This is a genomic window from Rhizobium leguminosarum bv. trifolii WSM2297 (assembly GCF_000271845.1).
Genome location: NZ_JH719392.1, coordinates 278,061 through 293,856 on the forward strand (window position 1 = coordinate 278,061; position 15,796 = coordinate 293,856).

Here is a 15,796-nt window from a genome sequence, read left to right on the forward strand (position 1 = left end):
AGATGACGATGATCTTCGGCATTCCCCTGCAGGCGCTGCTCGGCCAGCTGCTGATCGGACTGATCAACGGCTCCTTCTATGCACTGCTCAGCCTTGGCCTTGCCATCATTTTCGGTCTGCTCCGGGTGATCAACTTCGCCCATGGCGCCCAATATATGCTCGGCGCCTTCGTCGCTTATTTGCTGCTCACCTATGCCGGCATCGGCTACTGGCCGTCGCTGATCCTGGCGCCCGTCATTGTCGGGTTTGCCGGTGCGATCATCGAGCGGCTGTTCCTGCGTCGGCTCTATGATCTCGATCCGCTCTATGGCCTGCTCTTCACCTTCGGCCTGGCGCTCGCCGTCGAAGGCACCTTCCGCTATCTCTACGGTTCTTCCGGCCAGCCCTATGCGACGCCGCCGGCCCTTGCCGGCGGCGCCAATCTCGGCTTCATGTTCCTGCCGATCTATCGCGGCTGGGTGGTCGTCGTCTCGCTGGTCGTCTGCCTCGGCACATGGCTGCTGATCGAGAAGACCAAGCTCGGCGCCTATCTCAGGGCCGCCACCGAAAATGCCGTGCTGGTGCAGGTCTTCGGCGTCAACGTGCCGGTGCTCTTGACGCTGACCTACGCGCTCGGCGCCGGCCTCGCCGCCTTTGCCGGCGTGCTGGCGGCGCCGATCTACCAGGTCTCGCCGCTGATGGGCTCGAACATGATCATCGTCGTCTTCGCCGTCGTCGTGGTCGGCGGCATGGGATCGATCATGGGCGCGATCATCACCGGTTATGTGCTTGGCATTGCCGAGGGCCTGACCAAGGTCTTCTACCCCGAGGCCTCCAACATCGTCATTTTCGTCATCATGGCGATCGTGCTTCTCATCAGGCCCGCGGGCCTCTTCGGCCGGGATGCCTGACATGACCGACATCACCGACACCATTCGAACGGACAGAAGCCGCACCGCCGTTTCGGTGCAGGCAGGCTTCCTCGCCGTCGGATTGCTGCTCCTGCTGCTGGCGCCGTTTTTCTTCTATCCGATCTTCCTGATGAAGCTGCTCTGCTTCGCGCTCTTTGCCTGCGCCTTCAACCTGCTGCTCGGTTATACCGGCCTGCTTTCCTTCGGCCATGCGACCTTCTTCGGCGGTGCCGCCTATTTCACCGCCTATACGGTGAAGGCATGGGGCCTGCCGCCGGAACTCGGCATCCTGATCGGCGTGGCGGGTGCGGCGTTTCTCGGACTCGTCATGGGTTTCTTCGCCATCCGCCGCCAAGGCATCTATTTCGCGATGATCACGCTGGCGCTGTCGCAGATGTTCTTCTTCTTCTGCCTGCAGGCGAAATTCACCGAAGGCGAGGACGGCATCCAGTCGGTGCCGCGCGGTCACCTCTTCGGTTTCATCGATCTGAACAGTTCGACCAACATGTATTATTTCGTGCTCGCTGTTTTCATCATCGGCGTGCTGATCATCTGGCGTTTCATCAATTCGCCCTTCGGCATGATCCTGAAATCGATCCGCGAAAACGAGAGCCGAGCAATCTCGCTCGGTTATTCCGTGGCGCGCTATAAGCTCGGCGCCTTCGTCATGTCGGCAGCCCTTGCCGGGCTGGCCGGCGCAGTAAAGTCGATCGTCTTTCAGTTCGCGACCTTGACCGACGTCGCCTGGCAGATGTCGGGCGAAGTGATCCTGATGACGCTGCTCGGCGGCATCGGCACGCTGATCGGCCCGCTCTTCGGCGCCGGGCTGGTGGTGGCGCTGGAAAACTACCTCGCCACCTCGGAATTCCCGGTGACGATCATCACCGGCATCGTCTTTATGGTCTGCGTGCTGATCTTCCGCCGCGGCATTATCGGCGAATTCTATGCTTCGCGGCTGGGGCGGAAACTGGGCTTCGTCTATCGCCGCTGAACGGGCGGACCTCTCTTTTCCAGGGAAAATCCTTTTCCCCCTGGAAAAGAGACGGGCGGCGGCGCTGCGACTTCCCTCTCCCCGCACCGCGGGGAGAGGGACGGAAGCATTTGGAGTTCGTGCAGGGCAAATGGATCGTTACGACTATATCATCATCGGAGCGGGCAGCGCCGGCTGCGTGCTTGCCAACCGGCTGTCGGCCGACGGCAGGAGCCGGGTGCTGCTGCTGGAAGCCGGCGGCAGCGACAATTACCACTGGATCCATATCCCGGTCGGTTATCTCTACTGCATCAATAACCCGCGCACCGACTGGTGTTTCACCACGGCGCCGGAGGCCGGATTGAACGGCCGGGCGCTGAGTTATCCGCGCGGCAAGGTGCTCGGCGGCTGCTCGTCGATCAACGGCATGATCTACATGCGCGGTCAGGCGCGCGATTACGATCTCTGGCGGCAGATGGGCTGCACCGGCTGGGGCTGGGACGATGTTCTGTCCTACTTCCGCAAGTCCGAGGATTTTTATCGCGGCGAAGACGAGATGCATGGGGCCGGCGGCGAATGGCGCATCGAGAAGGCGCGCGTGCGCTGGGCCGTGCTCGATGCCTTCCAGCAGGCGGCAAGAGAAGCGGGCATTCCGGAAACCGCGGATTTCAACCGCGGCAGTAACGAAGGTTCCGGCTATTTCGACGTCAACCAGCGTTCCGGCATCCGCTGGAACACCTCGAAGGCCTTCCTGCGCCCGGCGATGAAGCGTTCCAACCTCACCGTGCTGACCAAGGCGCAGGTTCGACGGCTGCTGGTGGAAGAGGGCGCCGTTGCCGGCGTCGAATTCCAGCATGGCGGTGTGGCGAAACGCGCCTATGCGGCGAAGGAAACCATCCTGTCGGCCGGCTCTATCGGTTCGCCGCATATTCTGGAACTGTCGGGCATCGGCAGGGGCGAGGTTCTGAGCCAAGCGGGCGTCGATGTCGTCACCGAGGTGAAGGGTGTCGGCGAGAACCTGCAGGACCATCTGCAATTGCGCCTGGCCTATAAGGTGACCGGCGTTCCGACGCTGAACGAGAAGGCGACGAAGCTGATCGGCAAGGCGGCGATCGGGCTCGAATATCTCGTCCGCCGCTCCGGGCCGATGGCGATGGCGCCAAGCCAACTCGGCATCTTCACCCGCTCCGGTCCGGACCGGGAAACGCCTGACCTGCAATATCACGTGCAGCCGGTCTCGCTGGAGAAGTTCGGCGATCCCGTCCATCCTTTCCCGGCAATCACCGCAAGCGTCTGCAATCTGAGGCCGGAAAGCCGCGGCTCGGTGCATCTGTCGAGCCCGGATTTTGCCGCCCAGCCGACGATCAGCCCGAAATACCTCTCGACGCAGCGCGATCGTGACATAGCTGTCCGTTCAATACGCCTGACGCGCAAGATCGTCGCGCAGCCTTCGTTTGCCCGTTTCAGGCCGGAGGAATTCAAGCCGGGCCCGAGCTATCAGACCGAGGCCGATCTGGAGCGGGCGGCGGGCGAGATCGGCACGACGATCTTCCATCCCGTTGGCACCTGCCGCATGGGCGCCGACCGGGACAGCGTCGTCGATCCGCGGCTGAAATTCCGGGCGCTCGGCAAGCTCAGGATCGCCGACGCCTCGGTGATGCCGTCGATCACCTCGGGCAACACCAATTCGCCGACGATCATGATCGCCGAAAAGGCGGCGGCGATGATCCTCGAAGACAACAGGTAGGAGAAGACCATGGCAAGGATCGCATTCATCGGGCTTGGCAATATGGGCGGGCCGATGGCGGCCAATCTCGTCAAATCGGGTCACGAGGTTCTCGGCTTCGATCTCGCGGCCTCCGTCCTGAAAGCGGCCGAGGCGAGCGGCGTCAAACCGGCAAGCCATGTCAGCCAGGCGGTCAAGGACGCGGAGATCGTCATATCGATGCTGCCGCAGGGCAGACACGTGCTGACGGCCTGGACCGATATCCTGCAGACCACGGCCCAGGGAACGTTGGTCATCGATTGCTCCACCATCGACGTCGAAAGCAGCCGTAAGGCGCATGAGATGGCCAAGGCCGCAAGCTGCCTGTCGCTCGACGCGCCCGTGTCCGGCGGCACCGGCGGGGCGACCGCCGGCACGCTGACCTTCATGGCAGGCGGCTCGGACGAGGCCTTCGCCAGGGCGAAGCCGATCCTTGAGGCCATGGGCAAGAAGATCGTCCATTGCGGCGAGGCCGGCGCCGGCCAGGCGGCAAAGATCTGCAACAACATGATCCTCGGCATTTCTATGGTCGGCGTCTGCGAAGGCTTCGTGCTCGCCGAAAAGCTCGGCCTGTCCCACCAGGCGCTGTTCGATGTCGCCTCGACCTCATCAGGTCAGTGCTGGTCGATCAATACCTATTGCCCGGTGCCCGGACCGGTGCCGACCTCGCCGGCCAACAATGACTATAAGCCGGGCTTTGCCGCAGCACTAATGCTGAAGGATCTCAGGCTTGCGCAGGAGGCGGCGCTCGCAAGCGGTGCCTCGACGCCGCTCGGTGCGGAAGCAGCCCAGCTTTTTGCGCTCTTCGAAAAGCAGGGCAATGGCGGACGGGATTTCTCTGCCATCATCGAGATGTTCCGCGGCAAGGTATAGGCGAAGTCCTACAAGAGATAGCTCACCGGCTCGTTTCGTACCGGATGCGGGAAGACGCCCATGCCGACGCCGAAAATCGACTGCAGCTTTTCAGCCTGCATGATCTCAGTAGGCGTGCCTTCGGCGGTGATGCGGCCGCGATTGAGCGCGATGATCGCGTCGCAATAACGTGCGGCGAGGTTGATGTCGTGCAGCACGATGACGACGGTCAGCCCGCGTTCGTGGCTGAGCTCCTGCACCAGCGAGAGGACGCTCGATTGATGGGCGAGGTCGAGCGCCGATGTCGGCTCGTCGAGCAGCAGGCAGCGGGCGTTCTGGGCTAGCATCATAGCGATCCAGGCGCGCTGGCGCTCGCCGCCGGACATGTTGGCGACGAGACGATCGGCAAAATCCTCGAGTTCGGTGCGGGCGATCGCCTCCTCGACCATATCGTGATCCGTCGCGGTGAAGCGGCCGAGCGTGCCATGCCAGGGAAAACGGCCGAGCGCCACCAGTTCCCGCACAGTCATCCCGTCGGTCGCCGGCGTGAATTGCGGCATATAGGCGACGTGCCGGGCAAATTCGCGGGCACCCCACTCAGCCGCCGGCTTGCCGTTGACGGCGATGGCGCCGGATTTCGGCGCGACCTGGCGGGCGACGATCTTCAAAAGCGTGCTCTTGCCGGAACCGTTCGGCCCTACCAGGCCGTAAATGCGGCCCTGCTCGAGCGTCAGGTCGATGCCATGCAGGATGGATTTCGGCCCGATGGCATGGTCGATTGCGGACAGGGCAAGGAAAGGCGAAGGCATGATCTGCTCCAGGTTCGGCGCTGCGAACGGGCTCGGGAGGGGCGAGCCCTCCCTTTCCCTGCAAAACTAAACTCGGATTGTCAACTTATTGATTTCCATTCGGCACGCGGACTGGATGCCTCGTCGAAAACAGCCGCTGGAGAACCCGCGTCAAATCAACCCTTCGACACCGAGAAATTCAGTCTGGCATCCCCGAACAGGATGTCGATCTCGCCGGGTTCGCTCAGCACGATCGCGCCGCTCAAGGTACCTGTCGTGGTCAGTGCACCTGCCTTCAGCGATGTTTCGGGACGCAAGCCGTCATTGGCGTAATCGACAAGCCAGGTAAGAACGTCGCCCTTCGGATGCTCCGCCGGGCCATCATAGATCGTGCGGCCGGCATGGGTAACCTTCAGCGGCGTCCTGCCGGCGGTATCGACAACGCTTTTGTCGAGCGTCGGGCCGAGCACATAACCGCTGTTGCCGAGGCGGTCGGCGACGAACAGCAGAAAGGAGACGCCGCCGCTTTCCTTTACCGCGCTGACCAGTAGCTCGGCGCCGAGATGGACGGTGGAGATCGCTTCGACCACTTCGGCGCGGCTGTAGGGCGTGCCGGTACGGACCGGCAGGTCCTTGCCGAGGCGCACGGCAATCTCGGTTTCGAACTTCATGCCCGGATACCAGGGAATGTCAGCGCCCGAGACGGCCTCGGCATAGGGATGCAGCGGAGCGGTAACCGCTTGGCCCTGCGGCGAGACCGTCACTTTCCAGGCGTTGCTGGAGATGCCATCGGCCGCGGCGAAGAAATTCTGCGCCTCCATCGCCTGTTGGAGATCGGCCGGCAGTGTGAAAGTGCCGGTTTCCTCCTGTCGGCCGGCCTGGCGCAGGCTGTGAAGCCGGGCGGCAAGGGCGCGCGGATCGAATGTCTCTGTCATGCTGTTTCCTCGAGCTGATTTTCGAGGCGCACACTAACGGCAAGGCAGGGACGAACAAGAGGGTTATTGGAAAAGCTCTTATTCCATCGCCGCGTACCAGCGATCGCGATAGGCGGCCAGTCCCGCGATCTCGGTCGGCGGAACATGGGTCTCGGCGCCGGACACCGGCCGGATGCCGGTGAGAAGGGCCGCACCCTGGCTGGTGCCGGTCGAGCCGGGGAGGGCCATGACCTCGCGGCCGGCAAGGGCGGCGAGCAGCCTGAGATAGGTCTCGTTCAGGGCAAAAGGCCCTTCGACGACAATGGGGCCTTTGGCACCGATCAGACCGAGGCAGGCATCGGTCATCAAAGCGAGATAGAGGCAGGCGGCGGCAAAACGCTCCTCGCGGCTTGCCGCCTCAGTGCCGATCCAACGGCTGACCTTTCCGGGAAAGGGGCCGGAGCCGGGGGCGAGGTTCGGCAGCAGCATCATGCCCATTTCGACGGCAGGGCCGATTGCCGCCCGGGCGGCTTCTTCGTCGACAGGACCGATTTCGGCCGAAAGATGCTCGAATTCCCGGCCGCCCATGAAACGCGAGGAGGGGACGGCCCGGCCATAGGCATCGACATTGGCAAGCGCATCGCGGCTCGGGTCGAGATGATCGAGATCACCGCCGACGCCGAAATTGATGACCCATGTGCCTGTGGAGACGACGGCGAAGGGTGCTTCCCGATGGACCAGATGCGGCAGCAGCGAGGCATTGGAATCGTGAATGCCGCAATAGACCGGCACGGGTGCGGCAAGGCCGATCTCGGCGGCGATCTCGGGCAGGACCGGGCCGAGTGCATCGAAGGCGGAACGGATCGGCGCCATCAGATCCCGGATGCCCAACTTGTCGACGAGCGAGGAATAGCTTGAAGTTTTCGGGTTCCAGAGATCGGTGTGGCAGCCGAGCGAGGTCAGCTCATTGGCGGCGACACCGGTCAGCCGCGCCGTCCAATATTGCGCATAGGTGAGGATGGTCGCCACCTGAGCGAATTCTTCGGGAAAGGCGCTCTTCTGGTAATGCAGCTGCGCGCCGACGTTGAGGCCCATCGCCAGGCGCGGCGAGAAGGTTTCGTCAAAGGAGGGACGCAAGGCCGTATAGGCTTCGCGGATCGCCTCGGGATATTCGTGTTCGTAGTCGATCACCGGCATGGCGAGCGTGCCGTCCCGACCGAGCAGCGCGGCGGCGGCGCCATGGGTGGTGATCGAAATGGCGTCGAAGCCTGTTTCCGCCGCCAGGCGCTTCAGCGCATCGAGCGCAAACGACCAGAGCGCCTCGATGTCGTAATGCGGGTAGGGACCGGTCTTGATCGTAATGTTCGGCCGTTTCACGACGGCGATCTCGGCGCCCGTTTCGCTGTCGAGCACGACGACCTTGGCATTGGTTTTGCCGATATCGAGAACGGCGATGCGGCGATAGGAGCTGGCGTTCATGGCATATGGAAGAGGGTGACGAGGTCGCTTTGCACCGGCGATTTGTCCGGATTTGTCGCCATGATATCGGCCATATGCGCCCACCATTTCTTCATGACCGGATGTTCCGGCAGGCTTGCCATCGTGTGGTCGGCGGGCCGCGTCAACACGCCGAATAGCGTGTTGGTGTCGCGGTCGAGATGGATGGAATAGTCGCTGGCGCCCGACTGATGCAGCAGATCGACCAGTTCCGGCCAGATCTCGTCGTGCCGCTTGCGGTATTCGGCCTCCATGCCGGGATGAAGCTGCATCTTGAAGGCGTGTTTTTCTAAGGTCATCGGGAGCTCATGAGCTTGATGCGGCGGGCGATGATCGGAATGGCGATGGTGATGATCAGCAGCAGTCCGATGAAGATCGACATGACGATGCCGGGCACGTTCAGCAGGCCGAGACCGAAAGTGACGAGGCCCATGACGAAGGCAGCGATGACGACGCCGCCGATCGTGCCCGAGCCACCGAGGATCGAAATGCCGCCGAGCACGACCATGGTGACGACCTCGAGTTCCCAGCCTTGGGCGATCGACGGCCGGGTCGAGCCGAGCCGCGAGGTCAGGCAGACGGCGGCGACACCGCTCATGACGCCGGTCAGCAGGAACAGGATGAATTTGACGCGCTCGACCGGGATGCCGGAGAAGCGGGCGGCAAAATCATTGTTGCCGATCGCATAGACCTGCCGGCCGAAATTCGTCGCATGCAGCAGCACGGCAAAGGCGATCGCCAGCACGATGAACAGCACGAATTCGAAGGAGAACACCCAGACGACATAGCCCTGGCCGAAATAGGCAAAGTCGGCGGGATATTTGCCGTAAGCCTGATCGCCGAGCACGATATAGGAAATGCCGCGGAAAAGGCTCATCGTGCCGATGGTGACGACGATCGACGGCAGTTTCAGCACCGAGACCAGGACGCCGTTGAAGATGCCGCAGGTAAGGCCGGTACCGATACCGATCAGCACCAGGCCCGGTGTGCCGACGCCAAGCTGCGCTGCCGCCCCCATCGCCGTTGAGGCGAGCGCGATGATCGCGGCGACCGAGAGGTCGATCTCGCCTGAAATGACGAGCAGCGCCATGGCGAAGGCGATCATCGCCTTTTCGGTGAAGTTGAAGGTGGCGTCCGAGAGGTTCCAGGCATCGAGGAAATAGGGTGAGGCCAGGGAATTGAAGATGAAGATCAGGATGGCGACGGCAAAGAGCAGCACTTCCCAGCTCGCGGCGATGCGGCGGAAAGGCGTGCCAAGCCGGTCTGGGATGACCCGCTTTTCGGGCGTGGATATGGTGCTCATGCTGCGGCCTCCGTTCTGATCTCGGCTGCGGCGCGGTCGCGCAGGATGATACGGCCGCGGTTGCGCTCGCGCCGGGCATTGAAGGCGACGGCGAGAATGATGACGGTTCCGGAGATCGCCATCTGGGTGAACGGTGAAATGCCGATGACCGGCAGCGCATTCTTGATGACGCCGAGGAAGAGCGCGCCGAGCACGGTGCCGGCGACCGAACCGACGCCGCCGGCAATCGAGATGCCACCGATGACGCAGGCCGCGACGCTGTCGAGTTCAAAGCCGTTGGCGATATCGACATACGCGACGGCATAACGCGACACCCAGAGATAGCTCGCCAGGCCGGCGAGCGCGCCGGACAGGACGAAGGCGAGGAACTTCGTCCAGCCCGTATCGATGCCGGCATAGACGGCGGCGGTCGGATTGCCACCGGTCGCATAGGCCGAGCGGCCGAACTGAGTATATCTAAGCAGTACATACATCAGGAGCACGATGACGATACCGACCCAGCCGAGAACCGGCAGGCCGAGGATCGGCGTGCGCGGCACCGACAGGAAGATCGGGGTCATCTGATGGGCATTGACCCAGGCGCCGCCCGAAAGCACGAAGGCCATGCCGCGATAGATGGTCAGCGTGCCGAGGGTAACGACGATCGGCGGGATTTCCAGCGCCCAGACGAGAAAGCCGTTGATGGCGCCGAGACAGGCGCCGATGACGATTGCCATCAGGATCAGCACGACGAGCGGCAGATCGGGATGGGCGGCATTCATCATCGCGATCGCCATGCCGGTGAAGGCGAGGTTGGCGGCGACGGAGAGGTCGATCGATTTCGTCAGGATGACCGTCATCTGCGCCAGCGCCAGGATGATAAGGATAGAAGTGTCGTTGAAGATGCCGGCGAGATTGTCCGGCGTGGCGAAATCGGCCGCCCGCGTCGAAAAGATCGCGATCATCACGACGATAATGAGGAACAGCAGGGTTTCGCGTTTTCTGATCAGTCTTGCCATGCTCTTAACCTCATGCATTGCCGGTCGCGGCGCGCACCAGCGCTTCCGGCGACAGTTCGGCGCGTTCGAAAAGCCCAGCGGACAGGCCTTCCTTCATCACCAGGACACGGTCCGACATGCCGATGATCTCGGGCAGTTCGGAGGAGACCATGATGATCGACAGGCCTTCGGCGGCGAGTTCGCTGATGAAGCCGTGCACGGCCGCCTTCGAGCCGATGTCGATGCCCTTTGTGGGTTCATCGAGGATGATGACCTTCGGCGCCGTCGCCAGCCATTTGCCGATGACGACCTTCTGCTGGTTGCCGCCGGAGAGCGTGCCGACCGGCACGGAAAGGGCTGCGGCGCGCAGATCCAGCCGTTCGGCATATTTGCGGGCGAGCGCGAATTCTTCTGCTGCCCTGAGAAAACCGCGGCGCGAGGTGCGCGTCAGCGAGGGCAGCGTCATGTTCTGGAAGATCGGCATCGGCAGCGCCAGGCCGTGGCGGCCGCGTTCCTCCGGCACATAGACGATGCCGGCGCGGATCGCATCCTGCGGCGAGTGGATAGTGATTTCGCGGCCGTCGAGCATCATCGTGCCGGAGAGCGGCCGGGTGATGCCGAAGAGCGATTGCGAGAGTTCCGAGCGGCCGGCGCCGATCAGGCCGTAAATGCCGAGAATCTCGCCCTGGCGCAGCGTGAAGGATATGTCGCGGAATTCGGTGCGGTGGCTGTAGTTGCGGATCTCCAGCACCGGGCCGCCGATGGCGACATCGATCTTCGGAAAGGCGTTCTCGACATCGCGGCCGACCATCATGCGGACGATTTCGTCCTGCGGCGTTTCCTTGAGCCGGCCCTGGCCGATGGCGCGGCCGTCGCGGAAGACGACGAAATCGTCGGCGATCTCGTAGACCTCGTCGAACTTGTGGCTGATGAAGAGGATCGCCTTGCCCTGTTCCTTCAGGCCGCGGACGATGCGGAAGAGATCGTCGATTTCCTTGCGGGAAAGGGCGGCCGTCGGCTCGTCCATGATGACGATGCGGGCCTCGATCGACAGAGCGCGGGCGATCGCCACCAGATGGCGCTGCGCAATGGAGAGGTCTTTGAGCCGGATCGTCGGATCGATATTGCTTTCGAGCGCGGTCAGCAGCGCCCTGGCGCGGCTGTTCATCGCCTGCCAGTCGATGGTGCGCCACCGTGTGCGCGGCGCATGGCCGAGGAAGATGTTTTCGGCAACCGTCAGCTCATCGAAAAGCACGGTTTCCTGATGGATGGCGGTGACGCCGGCATCGATCGCGGCCTGGGCGCTGGCAAAGGTCACCGGCCGGCCATCGACCAGGATCTCGCCTTCGTTCGGGCGGTAGATGCCGGTCAGGATCTTGACGAGCGTTGACTTGCCGGCGCCGTTTTCGCCGATCAGCGCGGTTACCGTGCCGGGGTGCAGCGCGATGCTGACATTGTCGAGCGCCTTCACGCCCGGAAAGATCTGGGAGATGCCGCGCATTTCCAGAATGGCGGTCGCATCGCCGGTTTTGCTATCCGTGGCGGTTTGTTGAAAGGCGGCGTTCATCAGATTTCTACCAGTGTCGAATGGGAAATCCCGGCGGCCATCGGACCGCCGGGCTTTTCTGTTGTTGCTCCGGATCAGAAGACCTTGGAGAACTGGTCGATGTTCGAAGCATTGTAGACGAAGGGGTCGGCCATGGCGGCTTCGCCGTTGTCGCCAATCTTGATCTTGCCCATGCGGCCGGCTTCGATTTCGCTGCCCGGCTTGCCGTCGGTATCACCCTTTGCCAGGTGATAGGCGATCTGGGTTGCGGAATAGCCGAGGTCGATCGGGTTCCAGATGGCGAATTCCTTGGTCGCGCCCGACTTGATCGCGCCGGCCATTTCGGACGGCAGGCCGAGACCGGTGACGTAGACCTTGCCGACAAGGCCCTTGTCTTCGACGACCTTCGAAGCGGCGAGAACGCCGACCGTTGTCGGAGCGACGATGACCTTGACGTTCGGGTTCGACTTCAGCAGGCCTTCGGCTTCACGATAGGACTTGTCCGAGAGGTCGTCGCCGTAAACCGTGGTGACGAGGTTGAGGCCCGGGAAATCCTTGAGCTGCTTCTTCATCTGGTCGATCCAGATGTTCTGGTTGGTCGAGGTGGTCGTTGCCGACAGGATGGCGAAATCACCCTTGCCGCCGTCGAGGTGGTCCTTGACGAGCGTCAGGCACATCTTGCCGATCAGCTCGTTGGACGACGGGTTGAGCTGCAGGATACGGCCTTCGGGTGCGACGCCGGAATCCCAGGAGATGACCTTGATGCCGCGCTGTGCAGCCTTCTTCAGCGCCGGAACGAGCGCGTCGGGATCGTTGGCCGAGACGGCGATGGCATCGACGCCCTGGGCGATCAGCGAGTTGATGACTTCGATCTGGCCTTCGGCCGTTGTCGACGTCGGACCGGTGTAGATCACTTCAACGCCGCCGAGTTCCTTGGCCGCTTCCTGGGCGCCCTTGTTGGCGGCGTCGAAGAAGCCGTTGCCGAGCGACTTCACGACCAGGCCGATCTTGATGTCCTTGGCGCTGGCGGTGCCGGCCATCATGGCGACAGCGAGCGCTACGCCGAGCGCAAGTGACTTTGCAAGTTTCATGTTACTTCCTCCCATTAAGATTAGACTTCCACACCTCGGCGGCGCCTCATGCGACCGACGAGGAATCCTCCTTCACCTGGGCCACCGGGCTCGCAACGACGAGCCGGACGCCGGCACTCTCGATCATGCGAGCGGCCTCTTCCGAAATCCCGTCATCGGTGATGACCACAGAAACGCGGTCGAGCGCGCAGAGAATGAGGCTCGACCGGCGACTGAATTTGCTTGAATCGACCATGACGACGAGTTCGTCGGCCTGGTGCATCAGTTTCTGCTCGCTCTGGATGATGAGGGCGTCCGCCTCCATGATGCCGAGCGGGCCGACACCCTGCGCGCCGATGAACATGCGCCGCGCATAAAAATTGCGGATCGCGTCATTGTCGAAGGGCGACAGGATCAGGCTTTGCTCGCGATAGATCGCGCCGCCCGGTACCGTCACCGAATTTTTGGAATGCTTCACCAGATGTTCGGCGATCGCGAAAGAGTTGGTCATGACCTGCATGCGGTGGCCGGCCATGTAATGCACCATCTGGAAGGTCGTCGTGCCGCCATTGATGATAATGGCATCGCCCGCCTCGCAGAGGTCGACGGCCGCCCGCGCAATTGCGCGTTTTTTATCGATGTTGACTGATTCTGAAACTCGAAAGGGCCGGCCGGCAAGATTGCCGAGCTGCGGCGGATGCACCGCTTCCGCACCGCCACGGACACGACGGATCTTGCCCTGCACATGAAGAGCCGCAATGTCGCGCCGAATTGTCGCTTCGGAAGCTTCCGTCAGCTCGGAAATGTCCTGGATCGTTACCACGGACTTTTCCTGAACGGCGCTTAGAATAATGCGATGGCGTTCGCGTTCGTGCATTGGGCTCCTCCTCTTGTCGTATTTATTTCGTATCCGTTAAACACTGTCAATCACAAACGATCATAAATTTTCATATTGCGATGCAGCATAATCGAATTTGATCGTTTTCGATTGACAAGCACACTTTTGATGCGCGATACCGTGAGCGAAAGGGCGCGCTGATCGCTGCGCCTCACAAGCCTGTATGGGAGGATGACATGGCGGCGAACGTCCGGCTTCTGGAGAACCGGTGGGATGATGGCTACGCGGCAGGCCTCGACGAGCCCGGCAAGCTTCTCTATCGCTCTAATCTGCTCGGCGCCGACAAGCGCATCACCAATTACGGCGGCGGCAACACCTCGGCGAAGGTGATGGAAACCGACCCGCTTGATGGCAGCAAGGTCAACGTCCTCTGGGTCAAGGGCTCGGGCGGCGATGTCGGCACCATTAAGCTCGACGGTTTCGCCACGCTCTACCAGGACAAGCTGGAAGCGCTGAAGGGCATCTACAAGGGTGTCGAGGACGAGGACCGCATGGTCGGCTACCTGCCGCACTGCACCTTCAATCTCAACGCCCGCGCTGCCTCGATCGACACGCCGCTGCATGGTTTCGTGCCGTTCACCCATGTCGATCACATGCATCCCGATGCGATCATCGCGATCGCCGCCTCGAAGAACTCCCGGGAACTGACGCAGCAGATCTTCGGCGATGCGATCGGCTGGCTGCCCTGGCGCCGTCCGGGCTTCCAGCTCGGTCTCGATCTCGAAGCCTTCGTCAAGGCCAACCCGCATGCCAAGGGCGTCGTGCTCGAAAGCCATGGCCTCTTCACCTGGGCTGATGATGCCAAGGCCTGCTACGAGCTGACGCTCGAGATCATCAACAAGGCAATCGTCTGGTTTGCCGAAAAGACCGAAGGCAAGACGATTTTCGGCGGCGCGCTGACGCAGAGCCTGCCCGTCACCGAGCGCCGCGCCATCGCCGCCCGGCTGATGCCGGAGATCCGCGGCCGCATCGGCAAACAGGAGCGCAAGCTCGGCCATTTCGACGATCAGGACGCCGTGCTCGAATTCGTCAACTCCAATGATCTGCGTCCGCTGGGCGCGCTCGGCACCAGCTGCCCGGATCATTTCCTGCGCACCAAAATCCGTCCGCTGATCGTCGATTTCGACCCGGCCCGGCCGGATGTCGATGCGATCGTTGCCGGTCTCGACCAGGCGCTGGAGGATTACCGCGCCGATTACGCCCGTTATTACAACGACTGCAAGCATGACAATTCGCCCGCCATGCGCGACGCCAATCCCGTCATCTTCCTCGTTCCCGGCGTCGGCATGCTGTCGTTTGCCCGCGACAAGGCGACGGCCCGCATCGCCAGCGAATTTTACGTCAACGCCATCAACGTCATGCGCGGCGCTTCGACGGTTTCGGAATATCAGGGCCTGCCGGAGCAGGAAGCCTTCGATATCGAATACTGGCTGCTCGAAGAGGCCAAGCTGCAGCGCATGCCGAAGCCGAAGAGCCTTGCCGGCCGCGTGGCCTTCGTCACCGGCGGCGCCGGCGGCATCGGCCGGGCGACGGCTGCGCGCCTCGTCGGCGAGGGCGCCTGCGTAGTGCTTGCCGATATCGACCAGACCGCACTCGAAGGCACCGAAGCCGATTTCGTCAAGAAATACGGCGCCGACGCCGTACGCAGCGTCCGGCTCGACGTCACCAAGGAGGATGCGGTGATCGCTTCCTTCGCGGAAGCTTCGGTGGAATTCGGCGGCATCGATATCCTTGTCTCGAATGCCGGCATTGCCTCTTCCGCGCCGATCGAAGCCACCGAGCTTGCGACGTGGAACCGCAATATCGACATCCTGGCGACCGGCTATTTCCTGGTGTCGCGCGAAGCCTTCCGCCTGTTCCGCCGTCAGGCGCTCGGCGGCAACATCGTCTTCGTCGCCTCGAAAAACGGACTTGCGGCTTCGCCGAATGCTTCTGCCTATTGCACCGCAAAGGCCGCCGAAATCCATCTCGCGCGCTGCCTGGCGCTGGAGGGAGCCGATGCCGGCATCCGCGTCAACACCGTCAACCCGGATGCGGTGCTGCGCGGCTCGAAGATCTGGAGCGGCGAATGGCGCGAACAGCGCGCCGCCTCCTCGAAGATCGAGGTGGACGATCTCGAGGAACATTACCGCAAGCGTTCGATGCTGAAGCTCAACGTGTTCCCGGAAGATATCGCCGAGGCGATCTACTTCCTGGCATCGGACCTTTCGGCAAAATCGACCGGCAACATCATCAACGTCGATGCCGGCAACGTGCAGAGTTTTACGCGGTAATTTTATGATTGGCGGCGGATGTGTCTGCCCCTCACCCTAACCCTCTCCCCGTC

At 62.4% G+C, this 15,796-nt stretch carries 14 protein-coding genes; 5 read left to right on the plus strand and 9 right to left on the minus strand.

Annotation, left to right across the window (positions count from 1 at the left end; genetic code table 11):
* Nucleotides 1–2 precede the first annotated feature (2 nt).
* The 4 genes from RLEG4DRAFT_RS01235 to mmsB all read left to right on the plus strand — a co-directional run bounded on the left by RLEG4DRAFT_RS01235 (nucleotide 3) and on the right by mmsB (nucleotide 4,498).
* Nucleotides 3–890, plus strand: coding sequence for a branched-chain amino acid ABC transporter permease (locus tag RLEG4DRAFT_RS01235; RefSeq protein WP_003574735.1), 888 nt, complete (start codon nucleotides 3–5; stop codon nucleotides 888–890).
* Nucleotide 891: 1 nt separating this feature from the next.
* A complete protein-coding gene (locus tag RLEG4DRAFT_RS01240; RefSeq protein ID WP_003574736.1) occupies nucleotides 892–1,881 on the plus strand; it encodes a branched-chain amino acid ABC transporter permease in 990 nt (329 codons plus the stop codon).
* 130 nt (nucleotides 1,882–2,011) lie between these two features.
* A complete protein-coding gene (locus RLEG4DRAFT_RS01245; RefSeq protein ID WP_003574738.1) occupies nucleotides 2,012–3,607 on the plus strand; it encodes a GMC family oxidoreductase in 1,596 nt (531 codons plus the stop codon).
* Nucleotides 3,608–3,616: 9 nt separating this feature from the next.
* Complete coding sequence (mmsB, locus tag RLEG4DRAFT_RS01250; protein WP_003574739.1) at nucleotides 3,617–4,498, plus strand: 3-hydroxyisobutyrate dehydrogenase; 882 nt, start codon at nucleotides 3,617–3,619, stop codon at nucleotides 4,496–4,498.
* An 8-nt stretch (nucleotides 4,499–4,506) separates the two neighbouring features.
* Here the strand turns inward: mmsB and RLEG4DRAFT_RS01255 are convergent, their stop codons facing one another.
* The 9 genes from RLEG4DRAFT_RS01255 to RLEG4DRAFT_RS01295 all read right to left on the minus strand — a co-directional run bounded on the left by RLEG4DRAFT_RS01255 (nucleotide 4,507) and on the right by RLEG4DRAFT_RS01295 (nucleotide 13,449).
* The gene (locus RLEG4DRAFT_RS01255) at nucleotides 4,507–5,286 is read right to left on the minus strand and encodes an ABC transporter ATP-binding protein (RefSeq protein ID WP_003574741.1); all 780 of its coding nucleotides are present in this window, start codon (nucleotides 5,284–5,286) and stop codon (nucleotides 4,507–4,509) included.
* A gap of 155 nt (nucleotides 5,287–5,441) precedes the next feature.
* Nucleotides 5,442–6,200 (minus strand): fumarylacetoacetate hydrolase family protein, encoded by a 759-nt coding sequence (locus RLEG4DRAFT_RS01260; protein WP_003574743.1) that lies wholly within the window; start codon nucleotides 6,198–6,200, stop codon nucleotides 5,442–5,444.
* Nucleotides 6,201–6,278: 78 nt separating this feature from the next.
* A complete protein-coding gene (locus RLEG4DRAFT_RS01265; protein WP_003574745.1) occupies nucleotides 6,279–7,658 on the minus strand; it encodes an FGGY-family carbohydrate kinase in 1,380 nt (459 codons plus the stop codon).
* A complete protein-coding gene (gene rhaM, locus RLEG4DRAFT_RS01270; RefSeq protein WP_003574747.1) occupies nucleotides 7,655–7,975 on the minus strand; it encodes an L-rhamnose mutarotase in 321 nt (106 codons plus the stop codon). The genes RLEG4DRAFT_RS01265 and rhaM overlap by 4 nt, the downstream gene beginning before the upstream one ends.
* Nucleotides 7,972–8,979, minus strand: coding sequence for an ABC transporter permease (locus tag RLEG4DRAFT_RS01275; RefSeq protein ID WP_003574749.1), 1,008 nt, complete (start codon nucleotides 8,977–8,979; stop codon nucleotides 7,972–7,974). Before RLEG4DRAFT_RS01275 ends, rhaM begins: the two co-directional genes overlap by 4 nt.
* Complete coding sequence (locus RLEG4DRAFT_RS01280; RefSeq protein WP_003574750.1) at nucleotides 8,976–9,977, minus strand: ABC transporter permease; 1,002 nt, start codon at nucleotides 9,975–9,977, stop codon at nucleotides 8,976–8,978. The genes RLEG4DRAFT_RS01275 and RLEG4DRAFT_RS01280 overlap by 4 nt, the downstream gene beginning before the upstream one ends.
* A gap of 10 nt (nucleotides 9,978–9,987) precedes the next feature.
* Nucleotides 9,988–11,523, minus strand: coding sequence for a sugar ABC transporter ATP-binding protein (locus RLEG4DRAFT_RS01285; protein WP_003574753.1), 1,536 nt, complete (start codon nucleotides 11,521–11,523; stop codon nucleotides 9,988–9,990).
* 74 nt (nucleotides 11,524–11,597) lie between these two features.
* Nucleotides 11,598–12,593 carry a rhamnose ABC transporter substrate-binding protein gene (rhaS, locus tag RLEG4DRAFT_RS01290; protein WP_003574755.1) on the minus strand — a complete coding sequence of 332 codons (996 nt, stop codon included), beginning with the start codon at nucleotides 12,591–12,593 and terminating at the stop codon, nucleotides 11,598–11,600.
* Nucleotides 12,594–12,639: 46 nt separating this feature from the next.
* On the minus strand, nucleotides 12,640–13,449 hold the full coding sequence (locus tag RLEG4DRAFT_RS01295) for a DeoR/GlpR family DNA-binding transcription regulator (protein WP_003574757.1): 810 nt from the start codon (nucleotides 13,447–13,449) through the stop codon (nucleotides 12,640–12,642).
* Between the two features lie 197 nt (nucleotides 13,450–13,646).
* Here RLEG4DRAFT_RS01295 and RLEG4DRAFT_RS01300 point away from each other — a divergent pair, with 197 nt between their 5' ends.
* Nucleotides 13,647–15,743 carry a bifunctional rhamnulose-1-phosphate aldolase/short-chain dehydrogenase gene (locus RLEG4DRAFT_RS01300; RefSeq protein ID WP_003574759.1) on the plus strand — a complete coding sequence of 699 codons (2,097 nt, stop codon included), beginning with the start codon at nucleotides 13,647–13,649 and terminating at the stop codon, nucleotides 15,741–15,743.
* Nucleotides 15,744–15,796: the final 53 nt, after the last annotated feature.

Excerpts from the sequence above, each read along its gene's own strand:
- RLEG4DRAFT_RS01235 (WP_003574735.1), top strand. The coding sequence starts at position 3 with ATGACGATGATCTTCGGCATTCCCCTGCAGGCGCTGCTCGGCCAGCTG.
- RLEG4DRAFT_RS01240 (WP_003574736.1), top strand. The coding sequence starts at position 892 with ATGACCGACATCACCGACACCATTCGAACGGACAGAAGCCGCACCGCC.
- RLEG4DRAFT_RS01245 (WP_003574738.1), top strand. The coding sequence starts at position 2,012 with ATGGATCGTTACGACTATATCATCATCGGAGCGGGCAGCGCCGGCTGC.
- mmsB (WP_003574739.1), top strand. The coding sequence starts at position 3,617 with ATGGCAAGGATCGCATTCATCGGGCTTGGCAATATGGGCGGGCCGATG.
- RLEG4DRAFT_RS01255 (WP_003574741.1), bottom strand. The coding sequence starts at position 5,286 with ATGCCTTCGCCTTTCCTTGCCCTGTCCGCAATCGACCATGCCATCGGG.
- RLEG4DRAFT_RS01260 (WP_003574743.1), bottom strand. The coding sequence starts at position 6,200 with ATGACAGAGACATTCGATCCGCGCGCCCTTGCCGCCCGGCTTCACAGC.
- RLEG4DRAFT_RS01265 (WP_003574745.1), bottom strand. The coding sequence starts at position 7,658 with ATGAACGCCAGCTCCTATCGCCGCATCGCCGTTCTCGATATCGGCAAA.
- rhaM (WP_003574747.1), bottom strand. The coding sequence starts at position 7,975 with ATGACCTTAGAAAAACACGCCTTCAAGATGCAGCTTCATCCCGGCATG.
- RLEG4DRAFT_RS01275 (WP_003574749.1), bottom strand. The coding sequence starts at position 8,979 with ATGAGCACCATATCCACGCCCGAAAAGCGGGTCATCCCAGACCGGCTT.
- RLEG4DRAFT_RS01280 (WP_003574750.1), bottom strand. The coding sequence starts at position 9,977 with ATGGCAAGACTGATCAGAAAACGCGAAACCCTGCTGTTCCTCATTATC.
- RLEG4DRAFT_RS01285 (WP_003574753.1), bottom strand. The coding sequence starts at position 11,523 with ATGAACGCCGCCTTTCAACAAACCGCCACGGATAGCAAAACCGGCGAT.
- rhaS (WP_003574755.1), bottom strand. The coding sequence starts at position 12,593 with ATGAAACTTGCAAAGTCACTTGCGCTCGGCGTAGCGCTCGCTGTCGCC.
- RLEG4DRAFT_RS01295 (WP_003574757.1), bottom strand. The coding sequence starts at position 13,449 with ATGCACGAACGCGAACGCCATCGCATTATTCTAAGCGCCGTTCAGGAA.
- RLEG4DRAFT_RS01300 (WP_003574759.1), top strand. The coding sequence starts at position 13,647 with ATGGCGGCGAACGTCCGGCTTCTGGAGAACCGGTGGGATGATGGCTAC.